The sequence below is a fragment of the Pseudogracilibacillus auburnensis genome (genome assembly GCF_003201975.1).
Classification (GTDB): domain Bacteria; phylum Bacillota; class Bacilli; order Bacillales; family Amphibacillaceae; genus Pseudogracilibacillus; species Pseudogracilibacillus auburnensis.
The window spans coordinates 25,255-51,526 of the sequence record NZ_QJJQ01000024.1; the positions used below are offsets into that span (position 1 = coordinate 25,255).

At 35.1% G+C, this 26,272-nt stretch carries 28 protein-coding genes and 1 tRNA gene; 10 read left to right on the forward strand and 19 right to left on the reverse strand.

All coding sequences use genetic code 11. The annotated features are described in order from the left end of the window. Nucleotides 1-10: 10 nt before the first annotated feature. The 6 genes from DFR56_RS21320 to DFR56_RS21345 all read right to left on the reverse strand — a co-directional run bounded on the left by DFR56_RS21320 (nt 11) and on the right by DFR56_RS21345 (nt 4,186). The gene (locus tag DFR56_RS21320) at nt 11-805 is read right to left on the reverse strand and encodes a TPM domain-containing protein (protein ID WP_110397484.1); all 795 of its coding nucleotides are present in this window, start codon (nt 803-805) and stop codon (nt 11-13) included. Next, entirely contained in the window at nt 805-1,833 is a 1,029-nt protein-coding gene (locus tag DFR56_RS21325) for a TFIIB-type zinc ribbon-containing protein (protein WP_110397485.1), read from the reverse strand. The genes DFR56_RS21320 and DFR56_RS21325 overlap by 1 nt, the downstream gene beginning before the upstream one ends. Before the next feature lie 119 nt (nt 1,834-1,952). Then, the gene (locus DFR56_RS21330) at nt 1,953-2,633 is read right to left on the reverse strand and encodes a PspA/IM30 family protein (protein ID WP_110397486.1); all 681 of its coding nucleotides are present in this window, start codon (nt 2,631-2,633) and stop codon (nt 1,953-1,955) included. A gap of 196 nt (nt 2,634-2,829) precedes the next feature. Then, on the reverse strand, nt 2,830-3,402 hold the full coding sequence (locus DFR56_RS21335) for a hypothetical protein (protein ID WP_158525759.1): 573 nt from the start codon (nt 3,400-3,402) through the stop codon (nt 2,830-2,832). After that, nucleotides 3,383-3,565 carry a hypothetical protein gene (locus tag DFR56_RS21340; RefSeq protein WP_110397488.1) on the reverse strand — a complete coding sequence of 61 codons (183 nt, stop codon included), beginning with the start codon at nt 3,563-3,565 and terminating at the stop codon, nt 3,383-3,385. Before DFR56_RS21340 ends, DFR56_RS21335 begins: the two co-directional genes overlap by 20 nt. Nucleotides 3,566-3,820: 255 nt before the next feature. Further along, on the reverse strand, nt 3,821-4,186 hold the full coding sequence (locus DFR56_RS21345; RefSeq protein ID WP_110397489.1) for a hypothetical protein: 366 nt from the start codon (nt 4,184-4,186) through the stop codon (nt 3,821-3,823). A 500-nt stretch (nt 4,187-4,686) separates the two neighbouring features. On the opposite strand from DFR56_RS21345, the gene DFR56_RS21350 reads away from it, so the two are divergent. After that, a complete protein-coding gene (locus DFR56_RS21350) occupies nt 4,687-6,204 on the forward strand; it encodes a glycine betaine uptake BCCT transporter (RefSeq protein WP_110397490.1) in 1,518 nt (505 codons plus the stop codon). A gap of 18 nt (nt 6,205-6,222) precedes the next feature. Further along, on the forward strand, nt 6,223-6,882 hold the full coding sequence (locus tag DFR56_RS21355) for a hypothetical protein (RefSeq protein WP_110397491.1): 660 nt from the start codon (nt 6,223-6,225) through the stop codon (nt 6,880-6,882). A gap of 123 nt (nt 6,883-7,005) precedes the next feature. Here the strand turns inward: DFR56_RS21355 and fosM are convergent, their stop codons facing one another. The 4 genes from fosM to DFR56_RS21375 all read right to left on the reverse strand — a co-directional run bounded on the left by fosM (nt 7,006) and on the right by DFR56_RS21375 (nt 9,899). Continuing rightward, nucleotides 7,006-7,425 carry a FosM family fosfomycin resistance protein gene (gene fosM, locus DFR56_RS21360; RefSeq protein ID WP_110397492.1) on the reverse strand — a complete coding sequence of 140 codons (420 nt, stop codon included), beginning with the start codon at nt 7,423-7,425 and terminating at the stop codon, nt 7,006-7,008. A 214-nt stretch (nt 7,426-7,639) separates the two neighbouring features. Next, a complete protein-coding gene (locus DFR56_RS21365; RefSeq protein WP_110397493.1) occupies nt 7,640-8,152 on the reverse strand; it encodes a P-loop NTPase family protein in 513 nt (170 codons plus the stop codon). A gap of 151 nt (nt 8,153-8,303) precedes the next feature. After that, nucleotides 8,304-8,933: a class I SAM-dependent methyltransferase gene (locus tag DFR56_RS21370; protein ID WP_242694603.1), complete on the reverse strand. Its 630-nt coding sequence runs from the start codon at nt 8,931-8,933 to the stop codon at nt 8,304-8,306. A 348-nt stretch (nt 8,934-9,281) separates the two neighbouring features. Further along, nucleotides 9,282-9,899, reverse strand: coding sequence for a LysE/ArgO family amino acid transporter (locus DFR56_RS21375; RefSeq protein ID WP_110397507.1), 618 nt, complete (start codon nt 9,897-9,899; stop codon nt 9,282-9,284). 125 nt (nt 9,900-10,024) lie between these two features. On the opposite strand from DFR56_RS21375, the gene DFR56_RS21380 reads away from it, so the two are divergent. Then, entirely contained in the window at nt 10,025-11,476 is a 1,452-nt protein-coding gene (locus tag DFR56_RS21380; RefSeq protein WP_110397508.1) for an aminotransferase-like domain-containing protein, read from the forward strand. 425 nt (nt 11,477-11,901) lie between these two features. On the opposite strand, the gene DFR56_RS23605 is transcribed toward DFR56_RS21380, so the two are convergent. The 3 genes from DFR56_RS23605 to DFR56_RS21395 form a co-directional block, all read right to left on the reverse strand. Continuing rightward, nucleotides 11,902-15,747, reverse strand: coding sequence for a 5'-nucleotidase C-terminal domain-containing protein (locus DFR56_RS23605; RefSeq protein ID WP_244916609.1), 3,846 nt, complete (start codon nt 15,745-15,747; stop codon nt 11,902-11,904). Nucleotides 15,748-16,302: 555 nt separating this feature from the next. After that, nucleotides 16,303-16,764 carry a cyanase gene (gene cynS, locus DFR56_RS21390; protein WP_242694596.1) on the reverse strand — a complete coding sequence of 154 codons (462 nt, stop codon included), beginning with the start codon at nt 16,762-16,764 and terminating at the stop codon, nt 16,303-16,305. A 71-nt stretch (nt 16,765-16,835) separates the two neighbouring features. Then, on the reverse strand, nt 16,836-17,498 hold the full coding sequence (locus DFR56_RS21395; protein ID WP_110397495.1) for a LiaF transmembrane domain-containing protein: 663 nt from the start codon (nt 17,496-17,498) through the stop codon (nt 16,836-16,838). A gap of 524 nt (nt 17,499-18,022) precedes the next feature. Here DFR56_RS21395 and DFR56_RS21400 point away from each other — a divergent pair. Then, a complete protein-coding gene (locus DFR56_RS21400; RefSeq protein WP_110397496.1) occupies nt 18,023-18,592 on the forward strand; it encodes a uracil-DNA glycosylase in 570 nt (189 codons plus the stop codon). A 100-nt stretch (nt 18,593-18,692) separates the two neighbouring features. On the opposite strand, the gene DFR56_RS21405 is transcribed toward DFR56_RS21400, so the two are convergent. Both DFR56_RS21405 and DFR56_RS21410 read right to left on the reverse strand, forming a co-directional pair. Further along, nucleotides 18,693-19,112: a carboxymuconolactone decarboxylase family protein gene (locus tag DFR56_RS21405; RefSeq protein ID WP_110397497.1), complete on the reverse strand. Its 420-nt coding sequence runs from the start codon at nt 19,110-19,112 to the stop codon at nt 18,693-18,695. 13 nt (nt 19,113-19,125) lie between these two features. Continuing rightward, nucleotides 19,126-20,352 carry an MFS transporter gene (locus DFR56_RS21410; RefSeq protein ID WP_110397498.1) on the reverse strand — a complete coding sequence of 409 codons (1,227 nt, stop codon included), beginning with the start codon at nt 20,350-20,352 and terminating at the stop codon, nt 19,126-19,128. A gap of 143 nt (nt 20,353-20,495) precedes the next feature. Between DFR56_RS21410 and DFR56_RS21415 the strand changes: the two genes are divergently transcribed. From DFR56_RS21415 to DFR56_RS21430, 6 genes are all read left to right on the forward strand, one after another. Further along, nucleotides 20,496-20,834, forward strand: a complete 339-nt coding sequence (locus tag DFR56_RS21415) for a MerR family transcriptional regulator (RefSeq protein WP_242694595.1) — start codon at nt 20,496-20,498, stop codon at nt 20,832-20,834. A 212-nt stretch (nt 20,835-21,046) separates the two neighbouring features. Next, a complete protein-coding gene (serC, locus tag DFR56_RS21420) occupies nt 21,047-22,144 on the forward strand; it encodes a 3-phosphoserine/phosphohydroxythreonine transaminase (RefSeq protein ID WP_110397499.1) in 1,098 nt (365 codons plus the stop codon). A 128-nt stretch (nt 22,145-22,272) separates the two neighbouring features. Beyond that, nucleotides 22,273-22,345, forward strand: a tRNA-Val gene (locus DFR56_RS21425). Nucleotides 22,346-22,545: 200 nt separating this feature from the next. Continuing rightward, complete coding sequence (locus tag DFR56_RS23160) at nt 22,546-22,707, forward strand: hypothetical protein (RefSeq protein ID WP_158525760.1); 162 nt, start codon at nt 22,546-22,548, stop codon at nt 22,705-22,707. 110 nt (nt 22,708-22,817) lie between these two features. Next, complete coding sequence (locus DFR56_RS23165; protein WP_158525761.1) at nt 22,818-22,985, forward strand: hypothetical protein; 168 nt, start codon at nt 22,818-22,820, stop codon at nt 22,983-22,985. A 258-nt stretch (nt 22,986-23,243) separates the two neighbouring features. Then, nucleotides 23,244-23,429, forward strand: a complete 186-nt coding sequence (locus tag DFR56_RS21430) for a hypothetical protein (RefSeq protein ID WP_110397500.1) — start codon at nt 23,244-23,246, stop codon at nt 23,427-23,429. 71 nt (nt 23,430-23,500) lie between these two features. Here DFR56_RS21430 and DFR56_RS21435 read toward each other — a convergent pair whose 3' ends face one another. The 4 genes from DFR56_RS21435 to DFR56_RS21450 all read right to left on the reverse strand — a co-directional run bounded on the left by DFR56_RS21435 (nt 23,501) and on the right by DFR56_RS21450 (nt 26,182). After that, entirely contained in the window at nt 23,501-23,986 is a 486-nt protein-coding gene (locus DFR56_RS21435; protein WP_110397501.1) for a hypothetical protein, read from the reverse strand. Then, nucleotides 23,986-24,459 (reverse strand): hypothetical protein, encoded by a 474-nt coding sequence (locus DFR56_RS21440; protein WP_110397502.1) that lies wholly within the window; start codon nt 24,457-24,459, stop codon nt 23,986-23,988. Before DFR56_RS21440 ends, DFR56_RS21435 begins: the two co-directional genes overlap by 1 nt. A 275-nt stretch (nt 24,460-24,734) precedes the next feature. Next, a complete protein-coding gene (locus DFR56_RS21445; RefSeq protein WP_110397503.1) occupies nt 24,735-25,721 on the reverse strand; it encodes a peptidoglycan-binding protein in 987 nt (328 codons plus the stop codon). A gap of 38 nt (nt 25,722-25,759) precedes the next feature. Continuing rightward, nucleotides 25,760-26,182, reverse strand: coding sequence for a phage holin family protein (locus tag DFR56_RS21450; protein ID WP_244916610.1), 423 nt, complete (start codon nt 26,180-26,182; stop codon nt 25,760-25,762). Between the last annotated feature and the right edge of the window lie 90 nt (nt 26,183-26,272).

The following is a 26,272-nucleotide window of genomic DNA, read 5'->3' on the forward strand; positions in this document are numbered from 1 at the left end:
TCTCCGTTTTTTAAAATTTACCTCTACTACTACTTCTTGAAAATCCACCACTTGTGCGCCCAATACTTCCACCACTTCTTCCACTTCCACCGCCACCACTTGATTGTTTCGGTTTTCTTCGTTTTGTGACAGTTGTACGAATATAGCGATCCCTTCGTTGTAACACTTTTGATCGTTCAGTGTCCCGATACGTTCCAGGAGTAGTTGTCATTTTCGGTTTCACATTGTACGCCATTCCTCCGACAATGACTGCTCCTAATCCGATTGCAATAATGAACTGTACCCATGTACGATAAATTGGATTTTCCGGATTAACACCGGGACGATAATTCATATATTTATCTACCAGTAAAATATACGACTCAAAAGCTGTATAATAATTTCCTTCCGATAAATAAGGTGTAATTTTTTCCCGAATTTGGGTAAGGCGATCAGGATCGAGATATGTTTGTGCTTTAGCAAAACCGTGTAAGACGACATCACGCTCTGTCATATCGAGCCCAATCATCGCCGTGTTTCCATGTTTTTTATCATACCCTAATCCTTCTTCATCGTAAAAATCGTTCATATATTGTTCAATATCTATCTCTATGTTTTCTTGCGTTATAATAATAAAGTCAGTTTCCCTTTTCTTACTATATTTTGCAGCTAATTTTTCCAGCTTTTCGACCTCATCATCCGATAATAGATTCGCATCATCAAAAACTCGCTGTTTTTCAACTGTTTCGGCATGTGCTTCGTTTGAAAAAAACGGAATAAATAAAAGGAAAATGAGAGCAATAATGATGCTTTTTAAGCTTTTCATTACCAAATCACCCCACTAACGATAAATGCTAGTAGTTTAATGATAATAAATGATGATGCAGCAATTCCACCAAACCAAGTTGCTACTTTTTTAGGTGAAATCGGTGGTTTCCCAACAATTTTTCCTGTTTGCCCATTCATCGCAAAAGTATGTTCTTGCCGATCATAATCATAATAAACCATCCACACAGGAAATAAGACATACGTACTGTTTAAATTGTTCGTGTTGATTTGTTCATGTTTTTTAGTAACAGATGAATAGCCTGTTATCGTGGAACGGACATACGAATCAACAAAACTACTAATCTTAGATTTAACGCGTGGAAATAACTCATTATCGTCATAATTATATTTTTCTGCAAGATAACCTGCTAAGTATGGTGTTTTAAACGTTTTTAAATCGTTATAATGGTATGGTTCTAGTTTATCCATTATCTCATCATTCATTTTTTCTGATGCATCAACAGGTACTCTAACATGATAAAGATCGATATCACGATACACATCATAATGCTTCGTTTCTGTATAAATATAATCGCCTCTCGTATACGTTCTTACCTTTTTTCCAGCACCTTCATATTTCACTTTACTATTTAAATCGTAGATCCAAAAAGGGACATACATTCCAGTAATATTTTTAATCCGATCAGCGGTCATAAAACCTTTAGGTGTAAGACGACCATTTTTACACCACTTCTTAAATGCTGCCCGTGCTTGATCTTTACTTATCGTAAATGGTATCACTTTTCCAGGTGCTAACTTTCCAGTCAATCGATCCCCTAATACGACACCAGCTCCACAAAAACTACAAGATGTTGCTGTCGTATCATTATCAGTAATGACGACAGCCCCACAGTTTTCACAATGGTATTCTTTTGCATCTTCTTCTGTAAATACATTTTTTATGTAATCATCCGAAAATTGTTCAATATTATCTTGCCTGCCACAACTACTACAAGAAAGTGCCCCTGACTCACTATCAAAAGCCATATCATCGCCACAATTTGGACATTTATAATGGATTAACAATACAATCACCTCTTTTATCTATTCGGACACGACAATCGAATGGAGGAATATTCGCTTTATTATCCGATGTAAAAAAGACCGTAACTTAAGCTACGGCCATGATTTACACCTTAACATGCTTATTCCTCTTTGCTAGCTAGATTGGCTTTAAGTGCAGCTAACTCGTCTTCTACATCTACTTTCGTTTCATATTTGGCTGCTAAATCTTTTATATCATCCTCTTGCCCTCTATTTAATTCAGCCATTGCTTGTGCCTCATCAAGAGATTTATTCACTCTTTCTTCCATCCGATCAAACGCGGAAATAGATTGATTTGCACCAGTTACCGATGTACCAATTTCGTTCATTCTTTTTTGTGTTTTGGCGACCGCTGCTTTTCCTTTCAGCATCGCTCTGCGGGCATCAAGCTCGCCAATGTCTTTTACGAGTTTATCATGCATCTGTCTCATCTGGACACTGTTGGCTTCCGCTAATTCAAGTGTCGTTCTAAGATCTGTTTCTTTTGCAGTTAATGTCGCTTTTCTTTCTAAAAATTTTCTTGCATCATCATCGTTGCCAGCTTCAAGTGCCTTTACGGCATAATTTTGCATTTTATTTATATCTGCTACACATTCTTCTAAATTACGTTTCGCTCTTTGCTCTTCTGCCATGATTGTTGCTGTTTCAGCTCTCACTTGCCCTAGATCACGGTTCAAGTTTCGCAAATATTGATCGATCATTTTCTCAGGATCCTCTGCTTTATCAAGCAATGCATTAATATTACTCGCCATAATATCTTTAAATCTTCTTAAAATACTCATCACAATTCCTCCTTCGTCTTTTAGAAGCCATTTTATGTAAGTTGAACGTTCCTTATTTTCAGATCACCTTTATTTTACATTAGTATGAACCGATAATAAAGGAAAATTTGAAAAGTAAGCCGTAAGAACTATAGGTTTTTGTTTATGTAGAAGGATTCAAGGAAATCCCATATAGCTGATTTATTTAGTACGCTTATTACTTACTTTTTTTCACTAATTCAATTGCTAATTCAGTCGAAGCTACTAACTCAGGATCTCCTTTTTCTTTTCTAATGTGAAGTGCTTCTAGAAAACACTTTTCGGCTTCTAGTAAATGTCCTAATTCTAGCAAACATTTTCCTTTATGTTGGAAGATAAAATCGTTATACTTTCTAACTTGGAGCGTATCGCTAAGATCCATTGCTTTATCAAATGTTTTCAGCGCTTTTTCATGTTCTTCATTATATTTCAACGCCTCTCCTAAACGAATAAGAAAAACAACCTTTCGCGAATCATCGTTCTCCCTTTCAGCTAAACATAATGCTTGTTGTAAATAGTGAATTGCTTTTTTCGGGTGACCTATCACACGATATAAATTGCCGAAAACACCATACACAAAATAAAGTTCTTCCAGCTTTCGATCATTTTCTTGCAAAAGCCTTTCTACTTTTTCTAGAAATATCCTTACCGCCTTTTCGTCAGAAGCTTTTTCCCTTAAAAAATGAGCCTTATCAAAATAAATTGTTTTAGCAATTGCATTGAATTCATTTTTAATTTGTTCTAATCCCACTAGCCTCATCCTTTATTTTATTTAATCGGACAACAAACAGTTCAATCGTCAAAAGTGGAACAGCAAATACGACGATCACATACCAAACTCCAAGATAGTGACCCATCATATCGATTGATGGAATGATAAAGATTAGTACGATTTCCAAATTAAAAATGGTCATAAAATCGTAATTCCATTTAGGACATATACCCATTTACTTACGGTGAATGGAACTTTTGGGTGATTATTCACAATAATTCCCCTTTTGAGTTTGATAATTGTATAAAAAATCTCTCATTTGCTTCTAGCATTATGAGAGATTTTGTCAATGGACCTATATCATAAATATCAAATAATTGGTAGAATACTTTGCCTAAAATGGTAGTCTTGACCCTATCCCTTTAGCAATGAGGGATTTATTTGACTTTTTGTTCAATCATTTTCCACTTTTGTAGATCGATCGATTTATTATTTCAATCACTTTTTTTATCTCATCAGGATAGAAATCTAGATTCTTTTTCCGAACATGTCTCCGTTGATCTTCATCTGCTCCAAGAATTCCTCCATTACTTAAAGTCGCCTTTCCTAACACTTCTCCTAAAGCAATATGTATTCCAATTAATCTACTATCCTCATATAAAAGCTGATCATCAGCAGATACAATCTTGGGTGTATGTTCAACCAACTGCTGATCATTCACTTCTTGAACAACCTCCGTTTTTGATTCAACAACAAAAACACCAATAATCCCAAACGTTATCATCATTGCACATATTATAAAACCTTTTATTATCTTTTGCATTGTTATTCCTCCACAAGATAATCTCCTACTATTGTACCATTCTTATAGACATAATATCACGCGTCAACCTGAAAAAAATGAAATTTTTTATCAATGAATCCATTTCATCATTTATTTAATGAGGAGAAGAACCGAACATTTTTTATGTAGCAAATTGTATTCCCACTCTAGGCGGATACTTTCTGCAGACAGCAGGTGAGCATCCTTAGGCTTTATCTTGCGGGGTCTTCTAATCCTATCTTCCCGCAGAAGTCATCTGCAGTCATTCCAATCATCTTAAGTTAGAGATCTAAAGCATACGAACAATAAGAGTTTGTATTTTAGTTCGCATTTATATCTCATATTAAGCATTTATGAAATTGACTCAAAAATCTTTCATTATACATTGCAACTATTTTACCTTCACATAAAATGAACAATTTGTCACATAATGATAAAAGCGTAATTTTACAATTATTAAGTTAGGGTAACTTACATTTCTCACCCTGGGAGGAGATTCAATGAAAGGAACAACCCCTGTTTTTATGATATCTGTTTGTTTAGCTGTTATTTTTATTTTATGGGGAGCAATTGCACCAAGTCACCTTGAATCTGTATCATCCAACATTCAACAATTTTTACAGACAAGATTCGGTTGGTTTTATCTTATTTCCGCTAGTACTTTTTTACTATTCACAATCTACCTAGCTTTCTCAAAATACGGGAACATCAAACTCGGCAAAGATGATGATGAACCTGAATACAGTACATTCAGTTGGTTTGCGATGTTATTTAGTGCAGGAATGGGCATTGGCCTTGTATTTTGGGGAATTGCTGAACCTATTTCTCATTTTTATGTCCCACCATTTGGAGATGCACAGACTCCGGAAGCTGCAGAAAATGCATTACGTTTTGCTTTTTTTCATTGGGGATTACATCCTTGGGGCATTTATGCACTTATCGCCTTAGCTCTTGCCTATTTTAAATTTAGAAAAAATGCACCAGGAACAATTAGCGCAACATTTTATCCATTACTTGGTAAACATGTTAATGGTCCAATTGGAAAAACAATCGATCTTATTGCCGTTTTTGCAACTGTATTCGGCGTCGCCACTTCCCTTGGGTTAGGTGCCATTCAAATTAATGGTGGGTTTTCCTATTTAAATAATAATATTCCGAATAACTTTAATGTACAAATGATCATTATTATCGGAGTAACCATTTTGTTCATGCTTTCCGCCATTTCCGGACTAGGTAGGGGGATTAAATGGCTAAGTAATATAAATATCCTTCTCGCTATTTTGTTAATGCTCTTTTTCTTAATTTTAGGACCAACCACTTTTTTACTCAATTTATTTACGACTACAATTGGAAGTTATGTAGAGTATTTACCTAAAATGAGTTTTCGTCTCGCTCCTTTTAGTGATGAAAATAGTGAATGGATCCAAGGTTGGACTATTTTTTATTGGGCTTGGTGGATTGCTTGGTCCCCTTTTGTTGGAACATTTATCGCACGCGTCTCTAAAGGAAGAACGATCCGCGAATTAATTATGGGAGTTCTTGCTGTACCGACAATATTTTGTGCCTTATGGTTCGCCATTTTCGGTGGAACAGGCATCCATGTTGAAATGTTCGGAAATGGCGGTATTTGGGAAGCGATGGAGCATGGAAATAATACTGAAATAGCGCTATTTGCAACACTTAGTCATTTGCCTTTAAGTACAATAGCATCTGTTTTATCCATTGTTTTAATCAGCACTTTTTTCATCACATCGGCTGATTCAGCGACATTTGTTATCGGGATGCAAACAACAAATGGCATGCTTAATCCGCCTCTTCTAATCAAAATAGTATGGGGCATCATCCAAGCCTCGGCAGCTGCAGTGCTTTTATGGTCTGGCGGTCTCACTGCCTTGCAAACTGCATCAATCGTTTCTGCTTTTCCATTTGTGATTATTCTAATTTTTATGATGTTCTCCCTTCATAAAGGATTAAAACAAGAAGGACCAACATATCCTAAAAAGCGGAAAGTGTTTTAACGAGAGGAGCGTTTTTGAATGAAATTATACAATGTGAGAAAAGGTCAGTTTGTTTATTATGACAATAAATTACATAAAGTGTATTCGGTTAAACCATTTTTCAAACAGTCCGTCCATCTTGTAAGGTTAAACGATTTAGAACAACAACTTACTACTGCGAAAGAAATCGAATTATATAAACCAAAGCATTTGGATAGTTTTATTTGTAACCATAAACGGTATACCCTCCATAAGAATAGTCAAGCTAAAATTGGAGATTATATTTTAGTCATTAACCCGCGTCCTGATTCACTAGATCATCATCATCTCCATGCCATTGAATTAGTTTCATCTATTGAAAAAAATGGTGTCATTAGTAATAAATCGAACGGGATCAAACATAATGAATACTGGGTAATGGTGCCTGGTTTGCTAGAAGGCGCAAATAAGATTGATTTCCAACACCCTAGAACAGACAAAAATTCGAATGAACATGAGGCAATTCCGCTTTCACCAGAAGTAGATCTACCTAAGATGGGGGATGTTTTTCAAAAAAACGATAGCGCCCCCATCATTCAGGCAATGGTTATCGCTATTAAAGGAAGAACGATTTATTTAGGCGGTAATTTAGTTGTAGAAAAAAGTGAAATTGTTGATCCAGAAAAATGGAGCTTCGTACATAATATTTTTGATCAGTAGGGAGCTTTTCATCGTAATGCACCGCGTGACATTCTGGCGCATTTCTACCGAGGAAGGGCACGCGGGAAGACGCCGCGTTCCCTCATCCTCATTTTTTTGGAAAAAGTTGTCGAGTAACGGCCTTTACTCAAAAAAATGCATATGTTGTTTATCCTGTTTATAATAATCGAGCCTGTTTTGTAACGTTCCCGTATGAAATTCAAATTTATGGCCATCTGGATCAGTAAAATAAACAGAGCGCCTATCCCTTTTATCTCTTGGACGACTTGGTAAAATAGGTACTTGTAATACTTTCAGTTTTTCGTACATATTATCAAAATCGGCTTCGTCCACTGAAAATGCAATATGTGTATACGATTGTTTGATTTCATTCCGTGGAATATCTTTTTCCACATTGAGGGCAAGCCACATCCCATGTAAATCAAAATAAGCAGTACTTCTACCTTTTACTAATAATGTAGCACCAAATACCTTTTGATAAAATTCGATCGACTCTTCTAAATCTGAAACTGAAAATAATAGATGATTTATCCCTTTGATCAAAAAATCACCTCCTTTTCACTGAATGATCGGTTTCGTGCACTCTCTTATTTTAATAGAAAGTATTATTTATGTTTTTTCCTCCGTAGACACAATTTAATTGAATTAAAGCTGCTATTTTATCGTTCAATCAATGGAGACTTACTTCGTTTCATGATAAAACAATTCTTATCGAAATCTTTCCAATTTGGTACATCTATAACTGAACGAATAAAGATTAAATATTGTTTTTAAAAAAATCCTGAATATCTTTATTCCCATGTAAAATAAAAACATTTCTTCCCTTACTTTGGAATTCACGAAGTCGTTTGATCATCGCTTTTTTTCGAGGGTAATACGTCGTCAAAATAAACCGAATAAACGCCCAATCTATTTTTTCTGGACAATCTTTTCCCATATCTGGACGAGTTGTGCCCCGATTCTTTACCCAACGTTTCACGACACGATAGAGACAAGTAAGGAGTGGCAACTCCAAATAAATAATGGTATCTGCATGCTCAGCTCTAATTTCGTATGTGGCTGTATAATTTCCTTCGATAATCCACTCTTTTTGTTGAACAATCTTTTTTTGTGCCGTTGTGAACTCCATATTCGATGCCTCAACCCAGCCTGGATTCCAATATAAAGCGTCAAGATGATAAACGTTTATTTGTAATATTTCTCCTAATTTATTCGCAAAAGTCGTCTTTCCTACACCAGCAGAAACACCCATGACGATAATCCTTTTCACTTCTTTTCACCTCACATGTTATTAAAAAACTTCGCTTATCGCCAAGCTTGTTTTAGCGAAAATTAACCTTGCATTTATGAGTTAGAAAGAGTTATTCTTTCCTTTCTTCATACCAAATAAAAAACGTGAGAAATCCCACGTTTATGTTCGTTTACTTATGTGTTATGACAAAAACTCCAGCACAATGTGATTTCGGATGAAACTCAGATTGGCACCATTCCATCAATAATGGACGTAATTGTTCATCAACAAAGTAATATTCAGCCTCATCCCAGCATTTGATACTATTTTTTCTACATGTTTCAAGCTGTTTTTTCGTTGTAAAAGCGACATCACCAATCAATATTTTTCCGCCCTTTGATAGTGATCCTAACAAACTTTTTATCAGCGCTACTTTTTTTCGATCATTAAAGTGATGAAACACATACGTACTAATAATAAAGTCATACGAATTATTTTTAATAAAAGTAGGTATGCCATCGGTTAAATCCCATTCTACCATATGAGCTGTTGGCAATTTTTCCTGCGCAATCTCTACCATGTTGCTCGAGAAGTCGATCCCAGTAATCGTATGGTTGTTTTCATACAGTTTACTCGTTAAAACGCCTGTTCCAAACCCGATATCTAACACATTTGTATTCGACTTTTGCATCACTTCATTAAAAATGTACCCAAGTACCGCTTTATATCCTGCGAACGGATACTCATTTTTCTCCTCACATAATTGAACCGTTTGATCGTAACTATTTGCCCATAAATTAAAACCTTCACTATTTAACATCAAGTATAGAACCCTCCAATTTTTATCGGGGACTATAAGCGTTTATTATTTATATTTTATACATCCCCTTTGTTCATCTATATATAGTACGAATAACTTTTTCATGCTATCCCGTCCTTTACATTTAATTACAATTCATTTTATCATTGATGAAAAAATATTAACAGTCGGATGATATAACTATTTGATAAATTATATCCACAGGAATTTTAAACAATAAAAAAACTAAAACGAAAAATTGAAACTATCCCCATATACTGATCTACTTAAACAGTTTAGACGTGCATGTACGAGTAAATCGAATCCTTCTGAGGGAGTTTACAATACATTTATTTTCGTCTAAATCCTCTAACCACCTATAACCTGAATCCCAATATAAACAGCCATCCCCCATATGATAATCGCTGATGCTTGATTAAATCGTTTTACCAATTTGCCAGTCGTATCAACCTTTCCAAGAGTTCTTCCTGAAATCACTAATCCAAAAAACCAAATCCATGAAACAGTAATACAGGAAGCTGTAAAAATTACCAACTCATAGCCATTGTATGACAATGAACTAGGACCGATCACTCCTATAATATCTATAATAGCATGGGGATTAAGTAACGAAACAGAAGCCGCAAATGTAATCTGTCTTTTTGTAGTAAAAAATTCATTCATTTGTTGTTTTGCTTCTTTATCAAGATCGCTTTTTAATAGTGACCATCCCATATAGATTAGGAAAAAAAATCCAATAATAAATATTAGATTCGTTAACCATTCAAAACGAAAAACAATGATCGAAACACCTGTGACCGCCAAAAGGATTAAAATTGTATCACAAATTGACGCCGTTATAACAGCTGGTATTGCTCGTAAAAAACTTTTTTGTGTAACTCCTTGATTAAAAATAAAAACATTTTGAACACCAAGAGGTAGAATTAAACCTAAAGCTAATGTTACCCCATGGATAAATGCTTCCATCATTCTATTCCTCCTTTATCCTATAAAAACATTTTACAAGAAGAGAAATGGTAAGTCTTCAACCAATTGGATGGAAATTAAACCAACCAATTCGTTATAATGAAAGAAAAGTGGGAGTGCAAAAGATGTCTAACTACGAATGGAAACCAACTCGAACTTCTCCAATTCCTTTACACCAACAAATTTATGAATATATGAAGGAGAAAATAATGAATGGAGAATGGACAATAGGGACAAAAATACCCCCACAAAGAACATTAGCCAAAATATTTAAAGTGAACCGAAGTACAATTATTATAGCTCTCGATGAATTAGTTGCAGATGGGTTAATTAAATCGAAAGTTGGAAGAGGGACAATAGTCATTAATAATACATGGAGTATCATTACTTCCACTCCACCACCTGATTGGAAAAGTTATGTAAGATCGGGGACACATCATCCAAATCAAGAAGTCATACAACATATTAATAAGGAGGAATTTAGCTCTAATATTATTCGTCTTTCAACAGGCGAACTATCCCCTGAACTTCTCCCATCCGAAAAGACGAAAGAAATATTTCTTCAAGGTAGTAAACATACTCTATCTCTTAGCTATACGGAACCAAAAGGAAATATACATTTACGAGTAGCTATTTGTGACTATTTGAAGTCAAAAGGTATAGGCATTACTCCTGATTCCGTTTTAATTGTTTCCGGAGGACTTCAAGCATTACAATTGATCTCTCTTGGCCTACTACATAGGGGTTCTACCATTTTTCATGAAACACCATCTTATCTTACATCTGTCAATGTGTTTCAGTCTGCAGGAATGAATTTATTTGGAGTTCCGATGGATAAAAAGGGAATACGAATCGATGTATTAAGACGATTAAAACGACACCATCATGGTGCCTTGCTCTATACAATTCCCTCTTTCCAAAATCCAACTAGCGTTTTAATGACCGATAATAGAAGAAAACAGCTTTTGGATTTTTGCAGTAAGGAAAGGCTTCCAATCATTGAAGATGATGCTTATGGAGATTTATGGTTTCAGCAACCCGTATTAAAACCGCTAAAAGCAATAGATCGACAAGGACTAATCTTATACATGGGGAGCATGTCCAAAACATTAGGACCCGGATTACGTATTGGCTGGCTTGTCGGTCCAGAACCAGTAATTGATCGATTATCTGATATAAAGATGCAAACTGATTATGGCTCAAGCACATTATCACAATTTGCCGTTACCGAATGGCTTACAAGTGGTTTATATGAGGAACATCTTTATCATATTAGAAAAAAATTGAAAAAAAGAAGAGATTTAACCATTCAAATCCTTGAAAACTTTTTTTCAGATGTTGCTACGTGGAATATTCCTGAAGGAGGCTTTTATATTTGGCTTAAATTAAATGTGGAAGTGTCTATAGTGAAGTTATTTCATAATGCTTTGAAAGAAGGAATATTAATCAATCCAGGAAATATATATGATCGAAATGATGCTAACCATCTTCGTATCTCCTATTCATATGCGACAGAAGCACAGCTTGAAGCAGGGTTAAAGAAACTTGCTTTACTTATCAAAAAAATGAATAAATAAGGAGATACTTTTAGATCCTTACCTATGCATTTATTATTTTTCACTATAGAATGGGTACATGTAAAAGTTAGATCCACTTCGATCAAAGTACAAAATCTATCGAATGATGAAAACTATTTTCTCTTTCATACAACTATCATTGTTTCAGCTTATGAAGATAAGTTAGTATTTATTTGTTTTCAGCCATATACACTTTTGGAACGTCGTTCACCGCTTATATAATTTGCAAGTTAGGTGCAAAAAAAGTAGGTGTTTTCCTCCATTTTATCCCTAATTTGCGACTGTCTTTGGTATTCTGTTTTTCAAGCTAGTTATTTTTGATCCCTATCAACTAAAAACTAACATTTAATTCACTTACACCTCTTTGGTAAGAATAAATCCCTCGTATACTCAAAGTACAGAGGGATTTATTATGAATCTATCAATTAATTTAATTTATATCTTCTGTAAATAAATATTGCTACACCGATTAACAGTAGTAAACCACCAACTAATAAAGTCGTATATATTGTAGTTGCGGTACTTGGTAACTTACTTCCTCCCTTGCCATCATGTTCATCAATCGTTACTTTTGTACCATTTTTATCTTCATCTTGCTTGCCTGTGTCATCACCCGGTTTGTCTGTGTTGTCTCCTGGTTTCGGGTCTGGGTCCTCACCCGGTTTCGGGTCTGGGTCCTCACCCGGTTTCGGGTCTGGATCCTCACCCGGCTTCGGGTCTGGGTCTTTAGGTTCTTCACCTGGTATTTCGTCCCGAGCAGCGTCTAAAATTCGTCCTTCTCTTACCGGATCAACCTTACCATCTAAATATTTTTCCTCCACCATATAATCCTTTAGTTGTTCCCAATCGATTTCACCGATATTTTTTACTCGTCCTTCTTCATAAATCTTTGCAAATGTTTCAAAGCCATCCCCGCCTTGAGCAGTAAACTGGTTTGTCGTAATGAGATACTCCTCATCTTGTTTAATTTCTACGTATTTGTCGTCCTGTTTTACTTCCATTTTTAAAACACGATTGCCCTCTTCTTTGCTACTATCATAAATAAACCTCATACCAGAAACGTGTAAAAATCCACCATTTTCTCCGGGGGCTAAACGAACACTATGCTCTAAAATTTCCTTCAGCTCAGTACCTGTCACATTAGCAACTACTGGATCATTACCAAACGGAAGCACAGCGATGATTTCACCAACAGTAATTGGGCCTTCCATAATTGGTGCTCTAATTCCCCCACCATTTTGTAGCGCAATGACTGTTTCAGGGAATTTCTCTTGCGCTTTTGCAAGCATTGCATCTGTTACTAAATTACCAAGCTCTGTCTCATTTGCTCGAACACTATCATCACTATCTTCACCTAACCGTGGATTCAGTAGATCTTTTAATGCAACTGCACCACTTTTTTCATTTTTAATACTATCAATCTCATCACTAAATGGTGCTAAAACCTCACTTGCTTCTGGATCAGCTTCCTTCTTTGTTACATCTATTAGTTCCCCTTCATGATGAGTAATAATCCCTTCATCATCAAACCAAACATCCAATTTCCCTAAGTTTTCGGTATATTGTCCTGCTTGAACAATGACAGTTGGATCTTTATCTTGTCCCTTACTATTTTCAGTAATAACAACAGGCTTTGATAACTTTGTATGTGTATGGCCACCAACGATCACATCAATTCCATCAATTTGTGCAAGTGTTAGATCATTCCCGACTGCTGGATTACTGTCATATCCTAAATGGGTAAGTGCAATAATTCTATTAATTCCAGCATCTTCAAACATCTTCACTGCATCTACTGCTGTTGTATAATAATTTAGAAATTCTACACCGACAGGACTTGAAATCGCCGCCGTATCCTCTGTCGTTAAGCCAAAAATTCCAATTTTTTCATCATCGACTTCTTTCACAATACTATGATATGATTTTCCCCCACTGGCATCTTCTACTAATTTTTCCGGATGAACAAGTTCTGTCATATAAGGATCAGCGGTAAAATCGACATTTGATCCTAGTAGTGGGAAATTAGCGCTTTTGACAAATTCCGATAATGATTTATGACCACCTTCGTTCGAACCAAGATCAAATTCATGGTTTCCGAACACCATTGCATCAAAATCCATTAAATTCATTAATGTTACATCTGCTTTCCCTTTAAATTCGTTGAAATACAATGTACCCGAAAAAACATCTCCACCATGTAATAAGAGGGAATCAGCATGATCCTCACGCACTTCTTTAATTGCCGTAAACATTTGTGGCATCGTATCTAAATGGGCATGTGTATCATTCATATGCATAATCGTTACATTGCTACCGAATGATTCTACATCTGTTATCCTGCCTTCACGAACTGGATCAACTTCACCATTCAAATACTTTTCATTTACCATATAATCGCGAAGCTGTTCCCAGTCGATTTCTCCAATATTGGTTACGCGACCTTCTTGATAAGCTTTTTGAAATGTTTCAAACCCATCTCCACCTTGAGCGGTAAACTGATTTGTTGTAATTAAATATTCAGTATCCGACTCAATAGCTACAAATTTATCACCCTGTTTTACTTCCATATCTAAAACACGATCTCCAGGTTCTTTGCTACTATCATAGGTAAACTTCATACCAGATACATGTAAAAACCCACCATTTTCCTTTGGTGCTAAACGAACACTATGTTCTAAAATCTCCTTCAATTCGTCTCCAGTTACCGTGACAATAACCGGGTCATTACCAAATGGAATTACACTAATAATTTCACCGACTGTAATTTCGCCCTTGGCAATCGGTGCTCTTATTCCACCACCATTTTGTAGGGCAATCACTGTATCAGGAAATTTTTCTTTCGCTTTTGCGAGCATTGCGTCTGTTATTAAATTACCTAATTCCGTCTCATTCGCACGAACACTCTCGTTACTATCCTCGCCTAAACGTGGATTTGGTAGATCTTTTAAAGCCACTGCACCACTTGGTTCATTTTTGATGTTTTCAATTTCATCACTGTATGTTTTAAGAATCTTACTAGCATTTGGATCAGCAGGGTAATTGCTTACAGATAATAATTCTCCTGAATAATCGGAAACAACCCCTTCTTCGTCAAATGTCACATCCAACGTCCCAAGATTTCCTGCATACTGACCAGCTTGGACAATAACAGTTGGATCTTTCTCCTGCCCTTGCCTATCTTTCTTAATGACAACAGGGTTTTGTAAAGCTGTATGGGTATGACCACCGACAATGACATCAATTCCATCTATTTGCGCAAGCGCTAAATCATTTCCAACTGCTGGATTACTGTCATACCCTAAATGCGTTACTGCAATTATTTTATCAATGCCAGCATCTTCAAATGTCTTTACTGCATCCACTGCAGTTGTATAGTAATCTAAAAATTTTACACCGACAGGACTTGAAATCGCTGCTGTATCCTCAGTCGTTAAACCGAAAATTCCAATCTTTTCGCCATCTACTTCTTTCACAATACTATGATAAGACTTCCCACCTGAAGCATTTTCAACTAATTTATTTGAATAAACAAGTCCCGCCATATATGGGTCGGCAGAAAAATCAACATTTGTTCCAAGAAGTGGAAAGTTAGCGCCTTTTACAAATTCAGCTAAAGACTTATGCCCGCCTTCACCTGATCCCAAATCAAATTCGTGGTTTCCATAAACCATCGCATCAAAGCCCATAAGATTCATTAACGCTAAATCCGCTTGTCCTTTAAATGTATTAAAATATAATGTCCCGGAAAAGACATCTCCACCGTGTAATAACAATGTATTGTCTTTATTAGCGCGTACTTCTTTAATTGCTGAAAGCATGTTAGGCATTGGATCTAAATGGGCATGTGTATCATTCATATGCATAATCGTTACATTGAGACTTTCATCTTCAGTAGTTGCTTCCTCTCCCGCGTCGTCATCCTCTTCTTTTTGAGCTTCTTGTTCATGTACTTGGTCATTACCTTGATCAGTTTCATGCTCACTAGTTGTTTTTTCTACCTCTTTTGTTTTAGACACATCTTCTAGTTGCTCTTTTTGTTCTGTTTCGGAGTCATCTTCTTCTGTCGAATCCTCCTCTTTATTCACTGACTCTATAGATTCATCTTCATCACCAACGGCTTCCCCATCCCGTTCAGCTAATTCATTTGTTTCTAAAGGTTCATCTGTTTGCGACTCTACCTCCGCTAATGTATGAGCTGGTAAAACGGAGAAGATTAGTAAAAGTGCAAGCATCGTTTTTACTATTGTATTTCGAAATATTCTATTCTTCACCCCAAGTATTCCTCCTTTTTTATGTAAATATTTCTTTTCCTCCACAATATATCAACCATTTATTAATATTAGATCAAAAACACGTAAAAGAATCCTATGATTATTAAAATATGAATAAATTTAGCGAATATTATCACGTTAAGTGGACAAAGTTTCATCTAACATAATGCTTATTCTTATTATTTCAACATTTTCATCTGAAATTCCTTCTTTCTTTTAATAATTTTCCCCTTTTTTATTGATAAACTGCAAAAACAGGTAAAAACATAGCGAATGCTGCAACGCCTATAAAAATAATGATGAGTGTAGAATTATATGGCATGAGGTTTATTTTTGCCTTGCTAGCGCCCAGCCCCCCCTACTCAGTTACAATTTATTTTAGAGGTTACCTTCCCCTCTTTTCTTTCCTTATCTTCCAATAACGTCTTGTTCTAATCACTTGCCCCTTACAACTACCTTTTAGTAAACAAAAAGACGAAACAGTTATGTGTCCTGCCTCGCCTTTTTATTACTTTGGGAATACTATTACCCTTATATTTTATTAATCTTAATTTTCTACCACTTTTTCGTCGGTAAAAACTTCCCATCGAGCGTAATGACGACTCTATCACCATTTGGATCTTCTTTTCGTTCAATATCCATTTTAAAGTCGATTGCACTCATAATTCCATCACCAAATTTTTCATGAATAATGGATTTCATTGATGTTCCATACACTTGGATCATTTCATAGAAACGATAAATTAATGGATCGACAGGGATCGTCTCATCAAGTGAGCCACGATAGGGTATTTCTTGTAGCGCCTTTGCCACCCCTGAATCTAGTTCAAGTAATTGAGCAAGTTTTTCTGCCTCATCCTCGTCCATTGTTGCTTGCCCCATAATTGCAGATGCTGTCCAAACGGGATGACGTCCAACTATCTCGGCAATTTCGTCAAAAGTTAAACCCTTCTCTTTCTTTGCATGAAGAATTATTTCGGTTGCCATCTCTCTCGTAATACTTTTTTTATCACTCAAGCTGTAACCTCTCCTTTTGATATGTATTTAAACCTAGTATAGCATAGGACGGGAAAGGTAATGTTTAAAAATTAATCTTTAATTTCTACACCACCAAAAACCGCTAAACAATTCACCTTTAACACAGGCTGGAATTCTCCGTTATCTACATGTTTTCTCGACTTATCTTCCCAACCGCCAAAAATGGGAATACCTTTTACTTCTACCTGTACATTATCAGGGACAGTAATACTAACACCGCCAAATATTGCCGATAAATCAAGTGTTGCACCTTGATCTGAAAGAATCACATCACGTAGATCAATTTCAGCGCCACCAAATACAGCTGTTACACTTCCACCTTGAAAGTCTTCTGATTGACTCCGAACATCCACCCCCGAAAATATAACAAATGCATTAACTGCTTGAGATGAATCGATCGATTTTTCTTGATTAACGCGGGCAAAGATGAACACGAATCCAATAAAAATTAAAATTATTGGCCAAATATATGTTGCTATATTAACGTCAAACCATTGATTAGCTAAAAACAACCCGCCAACGATAATAAAGAAAAAACCTGATATGGATGACCCTTGCGTACGATTCAATAATTGAATAATACCGATAATAATTAGGATAAGTGGCCACCAAGTGGAAAGTACAGTTGTAAATTGCAAAATACCAGCTTGTTGTAATAAAAATCCAAGTCCTAACGTAAGAAATAATATTCCTAACCAAATCCTGCTAGACATCAAATAACATCCTTTCTCATTTCATCTTCTACCATTATATGTACATCGAATAATATGTTAACTTATTATAGCAAATACATTAGGTCTTTAGTAGTGACCTTATTCCAAAACCGCATATACTTTTTACTCTATTCCCACCTTCCCTTGATAAAATCTACTCTTTTTCTACGTGTGAACGGTTCAGGGCTAAACATGAAACTAAAAACAAGAGCAAGGCAGGAATGATTAGTTTCACACCCTTGTCATTTTCCTTTTGGTTCATTGCATACTTCTATTGTAATGGACGAATGCTAAATGAGAAAGATAATTCTATAGGTACGTGTTCAAAAAAGAAGATAAAAAGGACCAAGGTCGGCTAAGTCGCTGACGTCCTGGGACTCCGCTAAATGCTCGTCCCAGAACGTCGCGCCTTTAGCCAGTGAGCAGGAAGAAAGGATTGATCCTTTCTTAACCGCCAAAGAAATGCGAAGTGTCCTTTTTATCGGACTTCTGAACAACTTCTATAAAAGTTTGGAGGAATACAAATGACTCACTTTTGCCCTACCCCATTTCAAGAAGAACTAACCCCTGAGGATTTTATTCATTGTAAAAAATGTGGACTTTATAAACATGGCTCACGGATGATTTGGGGAGAAGGAAATCCAACTGCTTCCATCATGATTATTCTTGATAATCCTGGTGCACGTGAAGATAAAGAAGGGAACGAATATGTTTGTGGTACAAGAGAAACGTTACAATTAGCGGCAAATCATGTAGGACTTCATGAAAAAGACTTGTATATCACCTATATTTTAAAAAGACGACCGAAACGTGCATATGAGAAGGAACAAACTCGACAAATATGTATCCACCATCTCCATCAACAACTAAAAGAAAAAAAGCCTTCTCTCCTTTTTTGTTTAGGAAATATTGCGGTACAAAGTTTTTTTCAAAATGCTGATGTGGACGTAAAATCATTACGCGGAAAAGTACATTATGTGCAAGGGTATCAAACGATCGTTGCATATCATCCGCTTGCCATTAGACGTCGTCCTAATTTATGGAACTTATTTTTAGACGACTGGCGGCTTGTGACAAAGCATTATTATTCTTGATTTTATTTATAAAATAATAAGACCCCTGATACAAAACAGAGGTCTAATGTTTGCTTTTTCATTTATTATTTCATACTCGTTCATTGTTCTAACTATTCTCTTAGCTGAGATTTACATTGCTTTTAAACAGGCCATAATATGTAATGATCGAAGTAATTGCCAATAGAAGTTCGGAAATTTCTTCTCGACTAAAGTGATTTATTACCACCTCATCGACATGATCAGAAAAATGGTGTGCTTGGATGATCAAAACCGCATCAGTTAACGCTAATACAGATTTTTCTTTAGCAGTAAAAAAGTTGGATTTTTCCCACATAATTAGTTCGTACAATTTCCGTTCCGTTTCAGATAATTTTTTGACATCCTCCCAACAGATATCGAGACGACATATCCCCTCATTCATCTGCAACGTTCTAAGTTCTATTAATTCCAGTAACGTATCATCGATGGCCGAATCTGATACAATCGTATCCAATCCAAAAACAGAAGTAGCGTACCCTTTTACAATACCTTCATCCAATTCAATTTCTCCTTTATTTAGAAATTAAATTCCCTTTCTCGCCTCTTCCTTTCTCATCTTCGCCTTTTAGTAAAAACGAAAGGAAGAGTCCCACACTAAGAAGCAATGCTAATGATAGAAATGCAATCACGTAACTTCCAAACTTAAGTAACAATACAGCGATAATTGGACCTAGACTAGTACCAATAAATAAAATAAACGCATAGAAAGATACCGCTGCCCCACGGTTTTCTCCACCAAGTTCCCCGACTACGGAAATAAGTGTCGGAACTGTTAAAGCAATACCAGTGACAAAAACGATACTCATACATACGGCAAAAATTAAGTTAAAACTAATGCCAAGGAGTGCTACGCCAATAACTGCAAGGGATAATGCTCCACGTAATACATGAAACAATCCGTACCGGCGAGTAAGTAGCCCTGCTACTGGTGCAAATAGCATACCGATGATCCCTAACATTCGAATAGATAAAATTCCTCTCTCATCTACATGATATTTTTCGCTTAAAAAATCACCTAAAACCGTGTAAACAGCAACAAATGTAAGTAGCAAAGTAATTGTTATCACATAACATAATATTAATTTTTTTTGAACTAAAATCGTTCTAAATTGATAAAACATCGTCCTTAAATTGCTATCTACATTTTGTATCATTGATTTCGGTAGTGAGAAAGCAACAATTAGAGCTGTAAATAGATATATACCCCCAGAAAAATAAAATACACTTTGCCAACCAAATTTTTGACTAAAAAAATCACTAAAAATTTGTCCAACAATTCCCGCCATTAAAAAACCAGAGCTAATAAATCCAATAGTGGTGACCACTTTTTCAGTTGGAAATAGATCAACAACATAACTGAGAGCAACAGGTGCAAAACTTGCAGCGGTAAGTCCTTGAATACTTCGTAAAATAATAATCCATGTTAAATGACTAACCAAGGGTAGTAAAAAGGTAATAACGGTTAATAATAGTAAACCTATTAATATTACTTTTTTTCGCCCGTAACGATCTGATATTGGGCCGGAAAATAATGAACCAATAGCATAAAATAATGAAAATGCACTACCTGTCCAAGCAACTTTTGCTATCGAAGCATCAAAAACTTGACTAAAAATAGTCATTAAAGGAATGGTCAAATAGTTGCTCGCTACAATGACCAACCCACACCAAAACAAAATAACTGTCAACAACGAATAATTTGGCTGCGTACTTCTTCCAGACTTTATGATATTTCCCATAAGTACCTCCATATATGTAATTTAACTTCCCGTCATAGAATTTAATTATAATAATTGTAACTTAACTACAATTAAAGTCAATAGATTGTTTGTAGTTTATTTTCTTTTAGCGTAAAATAATGACAAACTAAGGAGTTAGGAGAATGGAAATGGATAAAGATGTTCAAAAACTAAATGCTCTTTTAGATTTTGAATTACTAAATAAACTAATTGTCGGAATTGGGGAAGTTTCTAAAATTACTGGTATTCCTACACGAAAAATTCGTTATTGGGAAGAAAAAGGTGCGATTCAATCTGAACAAGATGAAGAAGGTTCAACACGAAGATATAATTATTTAAACGTGAAAAAAATCCTCCTTATTCAAGAAATGGTCGATGAAGGATTTACATTAGATGCTGCGATTATAAAAGTTGAAAAAAGAATGAGGACGTTAAATGAGGCTTTTCAGAAACTGGCTAATAGTATATCGGATGACAATTAATAAGTGTTAACTACTTTTTGTTGCGCTGATTGGTGAGAATCTACAGGTGTTTTTCTCCTAATTTCATCTGTTATTTTTGAAAAATAGGATCAACTTTAACAGTTTATTGGTAGCGATTTAATCGATTAATACTTTAATTCAATAATTAATAATTAACAAAATGTTTTTAACAAAGTATAATTAGAATTAACAATGAATAGGAAGTGAAAAATGTGAAACCCCTCAATCAAAATGTATACAATTTTAATGCTGGCCCATCAGCACTTCCAACTGCTGTACTTGAAAATGCCCAGCAAGAACTGACAAATTTCCAATCGACTGGTATGTCAATCATGGAACTAAGTCACAGAAGTAAAACATATGAGAATGTACATAATGAAGCAATCACAAGATTAAAAAAATTATTCTCCATTCCAGAAAATTATGAAGTTGTCTTTTTACAAGGCGGAGCAAGCTTGCAATTTGCCATGATACCGATGAACTTTTTGCCAAAAGATACAAAAGCAGGCTATATTATGACAGGATCATGGTCTGAAAAAGCTTTTAAAGAAACAACTTTTTTCGGAGAGGCTTACCATGTAGCAAGCTCAAAAGAAGATCAATATCGCTATATTCCAGAAATTTCTGCAAGTAGCTTTCATGAAAATGACGCATATATTCACCTTACGTCAAATAACACGATTTATGGTACACAGTGGAAGGAATTTCCTGAAACAGGACAAGTCCCGTTAATCGGTGACATGTCAAGCGACATCATGTCAAAACCAATTGATGTAAGTAAATTTGATCTTATTTATGCAGGTGCCCAGAAAAACCTTGGTCCATCAGGTGTAACAGTCGCAATTATTAAAAAAGAATTCATTGAAAAAGCGAATAATGATGTGCCAACAATGCTTGACTATCAAACGCATATAAAAAGTAATTCTTTATACAATACGCCATCAACTTTTGGCATCTATATGTTAGGAGAAGTGCTAAAGTGGATTGAACTGCAAGGTGGACTTAATGCTGTAGCAGCTAATAATGAAGAAAAAGCAAAACTTATTTATGATGCTATGGATGAAAGTAACGGATTTTATGTGGGACACGCACGTAAAGATAGTCGTTCCCTAATGAATATTACATTCCGTCTACAAAACGATGAGTTGGAAAAGAAGTTTTTAGCAGAAGCTGTTGAAGAAGGATTTGTCGGTCTAAATGGCCATCGTTCAGTAGGAGGTTGTCGTGCCTCTACGTATAATGCTGTTCCACAAGAAGCATGTCTTGCACTCAGTGAATTTATGAAGCAGTTTCAGCAAAAGAACGGGTAAATGATGGTAGGTAGGCATTCTACTTTTGATGGTAGAATGCCTATGAAATTAAATATTTTACAAAAAATTAATATTGATTGACAGATTCGCAAATTTTATATATAGTAATAGATGTTGCAATTACATACGATTCCGTAGCTCAGCTGGGAGAGCGCCACCTTGACAGGGTGGAGGTCGTTGGTTCGAGCCCAATCGGAATCATTAGGGTTAAACGTTGGTATAGAGCAATTCCTTGTATGAAAAGGAATTGCTCTATTTTTTTATAGAAGCAAAATGCCGACAGAATGCCGACAAACACCTTATTTTCTAGTGTTTTTCGATGTATTTTAATGTGTTTGATAGCGGTCTTTTTCTTTACTTTTATTTACATATGCCGATATTTGGTATAAATGAGGTCTATTGTGCAAAATATTAAAGATTATGTCAAAATGGTTGTGACAAGTATGCATGTAAATCTAACAGACGAGCAGACAAATAATATCGTACATAAATTATTAGAGAATGAAAACTACAATAAAATGTTGATCCAGTTAGAAAACATGATAAAATATGAAGCTAAATGACCGCCATTTACAGCGGTCTTTTTAATTTGGAAAAATATTAAATTATTACATTAAAAAGGTTGACTTTATTATACTATGCATAGTATAATAATATATAAGGAGGTGAGGAAGTGGATGTCGAGAAAGTACTAGCAATAATCGTTCTAGCAGTTACAGCCATCAAAGGAATAACATCTAGTGCGAAAGACGTAAGCAACATAGTAGTCGAACAAAAAGAGCTTAAAAAGAAAGAGGCTCAAGAAAACAAAAAGCCGTCTCCTGAAAAGGAAGACAGCTAAACACCTAGGGAGGGTAAAACCTCCCTTACAAATAAATTATAACACATCCACTTAAAATTATGTTAAAAAAATTCGGTTATACAAATATTGCATTACTTGTCATGGGTGTTATTATCATGTTTGTATATGTAGATATTAAAAACCCGGGAATTGCAGATTATATTATAATAACGTTATTTACCATTGTTATTATAATCCATGTCATAAGAGTATTTTTAATTTTCATCATAAAGAGAAATAAAAATTAAGGGGTAAATTATGGACGATAAAAACAAACAAACAGAAGCAAATAAAAAATGGCAAGAAAAAAATAAAGAACGCGCTAAATATTTAAGTGATCGGTCCCGCGCGAGAAGTTTTATTCGTAACCAAGCAACAATTGATGATATTGAAGAGTTGAGGGAATTGTTAAATGAACGGGAATCTGTATTAATCAATGAATAGCCCCTCAATAAGAGGGGCATTGTTTTTTGGTTTATAGAATGGGGAGAAATTATGGAATAAAGGTTTTTTAACTAAATCGCTTTTTCTTTTAGTGAATTGAATAAATTTGGGAAATCTCCAATTCCATACCTTTTTATCTCCAATAATGGGTTTATACTACTGTCATTGTTTTTATCTTTATTAGAGTTTTTCTCCTTATACCATTTTGAATATGCTCGACAATATCCTTCAATAAAGTTTGGAAACTCTAAAACATGCATAGAAGTAAAAATGAAATATAGTCGAACTCTGGATTTTATTATTTTTTTCAATCTCTCACGTTGTTCTTTATCAAGGTTTTTATCTAAGTTTATTTTTCGATTCAAAGCAGATCTACGTCTATATATGTGATTAGAATAAGAAAAAGGAAAGCTTAAGGAAGTAACCATGAAATATACCAATCCTTTAAAAGAATATAATAAATTTCTAGTACTACAGTATAATTTCACGTACAACGCAACAACAAAAACAAAAAGAGCTAGCAATATCAAATAAGGTAAATACCCTAATAAAATCATTATGCCGTCCCCCTCTTCTTATTATATTTCAATTTATGCTTTTCACGATACGATTGTGCAGGTTTAGCAAAGAACTCTAGAATAAAGAAAATTACTATAAACGCGGATATCGAAAGTAGAAACCAATCTACACTTATCTTATTCCCCGGAATTAACAAAAATAACCCTTTTACAATTATAAAGTTGGTATTAGCAGTCAAAAAAAGCTTATCCAAATAAATTAATCCCATTGATCCCAACAAAGAAATACCTCCATAAATACTAAAAATTGCAATTCCTATTGAGTAAAGGAACACTGGAAATTTTTCATTTTCTATTTTTTTAAAATTATAGTTTTCTATATAATCAATAACTACTAACAAAAGAAAGATAAACCACGAAGCAAAAAACGACCTGTAATCCTCACCGTTTTCACCTATATAACTAATAACTAACATACTAATGAACAGTGCACCTTTTTTAAACGCAAACAAATTAAGCACTTCCTATATTCCATAATAAACGACTAATATTTGTAACTACGCGCGTTTTTCCGACAATTCATTATATTCCGCATAATGGAATACTATATTAATAATAGCATTATATGGTAATAATGTCACGTATTATGTTACAATCTCTTTACATATATTCTATTTATTCAAATAATTAAAGTTTAAAAAATAGCCACTAGCTTTTCCACGGCTAGTGGCTTGTACATTTTTTAGTACCTTTACCTTATCACAGTAATAAAGTAATGGGCAAAAAATTAATACCCTTTCGATTTCAACACAGCTTGCAACTTCTTACGTGTATTCGGACCATATACCCCGTCCACTTCATACGGTAAGTAAACCATTTGGAAGCGTCTAATTGCATCTACTGTTTTAGGGCCTAGTATTCCATCAACAGAACCACATTTAAAGTAAATTGCATTAAGAGCTTGTTGTAGTTGTTTAACGCCATTGCCACGTGAACCACTTCTTAAAATCCCACTTGGTAATGGGTATTTATAAGACGACTGTGGTTTCTTTGGTTGGCTAGGTTTACGAGTAAATGTATTTTTAGCTTTACCTAAGTTGATTGTCTGACTAACTTTTAACTTTTTAGGATCTACTTTTGGATTAGCAGTAATTAAATCTTCTACGGTAATCCCATCCAAGTTATGAGCGATTCCCCAGAACGTGTCACCCTGTTGAATTTTATAAGTTGCAGGTGTTTTTGCAGTTGGTTTACTTACATTTAAAAGCTTAAACGCTTCTTTATAATTGTAAACACAGCAAGCCTTCCAACTATATCCCGGCATTTCATGGTGTGATTTATCCTGGTTACCAATCTGATCCGCGACTAATGCTGCATGTAATTCAGCAATGGATGCTTTTGTTGCATCGTCTAATTTATCACTTCGATAATCCCCAGCAACACAAATTCCTAGTGAAAATTGATTGCTGTTTCCTACGTGATAAGTGCGTTGATTAATGTCATTCGCATAGACAATTCTTGCTCGATTCCCTTTTTTGGTTTTGACAACGTTTTGAGGTTCAATGATAAAAGCATAACCTACACCTGGCCACCCTAAGGAAATATGAAAACGTGCGAATGCAGCTGCAACAGACCCACCCAATGTTTTCTTAGTTAATGAATGATGCCAAACACGGTGAGTGATTTTTCGTGTACGTCTTGAATATGATCCCTTTTTAGGGATCGATGATCTATGATCAACCAACTGTGGTAACTTTTGAAATGCGTAACTCATGTTAATATCCCCTTTCTTAATTAAAAAAGAGTAACGATTTATTCGCTACTCTTTGATTTACTATTAAGTGTTTCAACTGCTTTTTTAAGTACATCCGGTACTGGCAAATTGGTCTTACCTACTGTTTCCAAAATGCTTAACAACTCATTCGCCAAATAAAAGAAGATGACTGCATCACGTATGAATGTGCCATCTCCCATTATTGTGTCGATCGAATATGCTACTGCTACTAAAGCTAAGATCATTACTTTTTTAGCAATACCTCTAAATCCAATCTTGCTACTTAATTGCCCATAACTTGCAGCAACTAAAACTCCTAAAATATAATCGAATGCAATAAATAGTACAAGTACCTGCAACAAAGGCGACCAACCTCCTAATAAAAATGTAACGATCGCCCCAACGACAGCGACAAATGATTTAAATAATGTTTCCATAATTACCTCCATAAATTTAGACATAAAAAATACGCCCCTAATTGGACGTGTTAATATTTTCTAAAAAAGTTTCTGATAGCTTCAAATCGTATATTGTGACTACAATCTTCGCAT

What these genes read in the sequence shown, in the direction of transcription:
- DFR56_RS21320 (WP_110397484.1), bottom strand. Translation starts at nt 805, where the DNA reads ATGAAAAGCTTAAAAAGCATCATTATTGCTCTCATTTTCCTTTTATTT.
- DFR56_RS21330 (WP_110397486.1), bottom strand. Translation starts at nt 2,633, where the DNA reads ATGAGTATTTTAAGAAGATTTAAAGATATTATGGCGAGTAATATTAAT.
- DFR56_RS21340 (WP_110397488.1), bottom strand. Translation starts at nt 3,565, where the DNA reads ATGACCATTTTTAATTTGGAAATCGTACTAATCTTTATCATTCCATCA.
- DFR56_RS21345 (WP_110397489.1), bottom strand. Translation starts at nt 4,186, where the DNA reads ATGCAAAAGATAATAAAAGGTTTTATAATATGTGCAATGATGATAACG.
- DFR56_RS21350 (WP_110397490.1), top strand. Translation starts at nt 4,687, where the DNA reads ATGAAAGGAACAACCCCTGTTTTTATGATATCTGTTTGTTTAGCTGTT.
- DFR56_RS21355 (WP_110397491.1), top strand. Translation starts at nt 6,223, where the DNA reads ATGAAATTATACAATGTGAGAAAAGGTCAGTTTGTTTATTATGACAAT.
- DFR56_RS21370 (WP_242694603.1), bottom strand. Translation starts at nt 8,933, where the DNA reads ATGTTAAATAGTGAAGGTTTTAATTTATGGGCAAATAGTTACGATCAA.
- DFR56_RS21375 (WP_110397507.1), bottom strand. Translation starts at nt 9,899, where the DNA reads ATGGAAGCATTTATCCATGGGGTAACATTAGCTTTAGGTTTAATTCTA.
- DFR56_RS21380 (WP_110397508.1), top strand. Translation starts at nt 10,025, where the DNA reads ATGTCTAACTACGAATGGAAACCAACTCGAACTTCTCCAATTCCTTTA.
- DFR56_RS21395 (WP_110397495.1), bottom strand. Translation starts at nt 17,498, where the DNA reads ATGTCTAGCAGGATTTGGTTAGGAATATTATTTCTTACGTTAGGACTT.
- DFR56_RS21400 (WP_110397496.1), top strand. Translation starts at nt 18,023, where the DNA reads ATGACTCACTTTTGCCCTACCCCATTTCAAGAAGAACTAACCCCTGAG.
- DFR56_RS21410 (WP_110397498.1), bottom strand. Translation starts at nt 20,352, where the DNA reads ATGGGAAATATCATAAAGTCTGGAAGAAGTACGCAGCCAAATTATTCG.
- DFR56_RS21415 (WP_242694595.1), top strand. Translation starts at nt 20,496, where the DNA reads ATGGAAATGGATAAAGATGTTCAAAAACTAAATGCTCTTTTAGATTTT.
- DFR56_RS21430 (WP_110397500.1), top strand. Translation starts at nt 23,244, where the DNA reads ATGGACGATAAAAACAAACAAACAGAAGCAAATAAAAAATGGCAAGAA.
- DFR56_RS21435 (WP_110397501.1), bottom strand. Translation starts at nt 23,986, where the DNA reads ATGATTTTATTAGGGTATTTACCTTATTTGATATTGCTAGCTCTTTTT.
- DFR56_RS21445 (WP_110397503.1), bottom strand. Translation starts at nt 25,721, where the DNA reads ATGAGTTACGCATTTCAAAAGTTACCACAGTTGGTTGATCATAGATCA.
- DFR56_RS21450 (WP_244916610.1), bottom strand. Translation starts at nt 26,182, where the DNA reads ATGTCTAAATTTATGGAGGTAATTATGGAAACATTATTTAAATCATTT.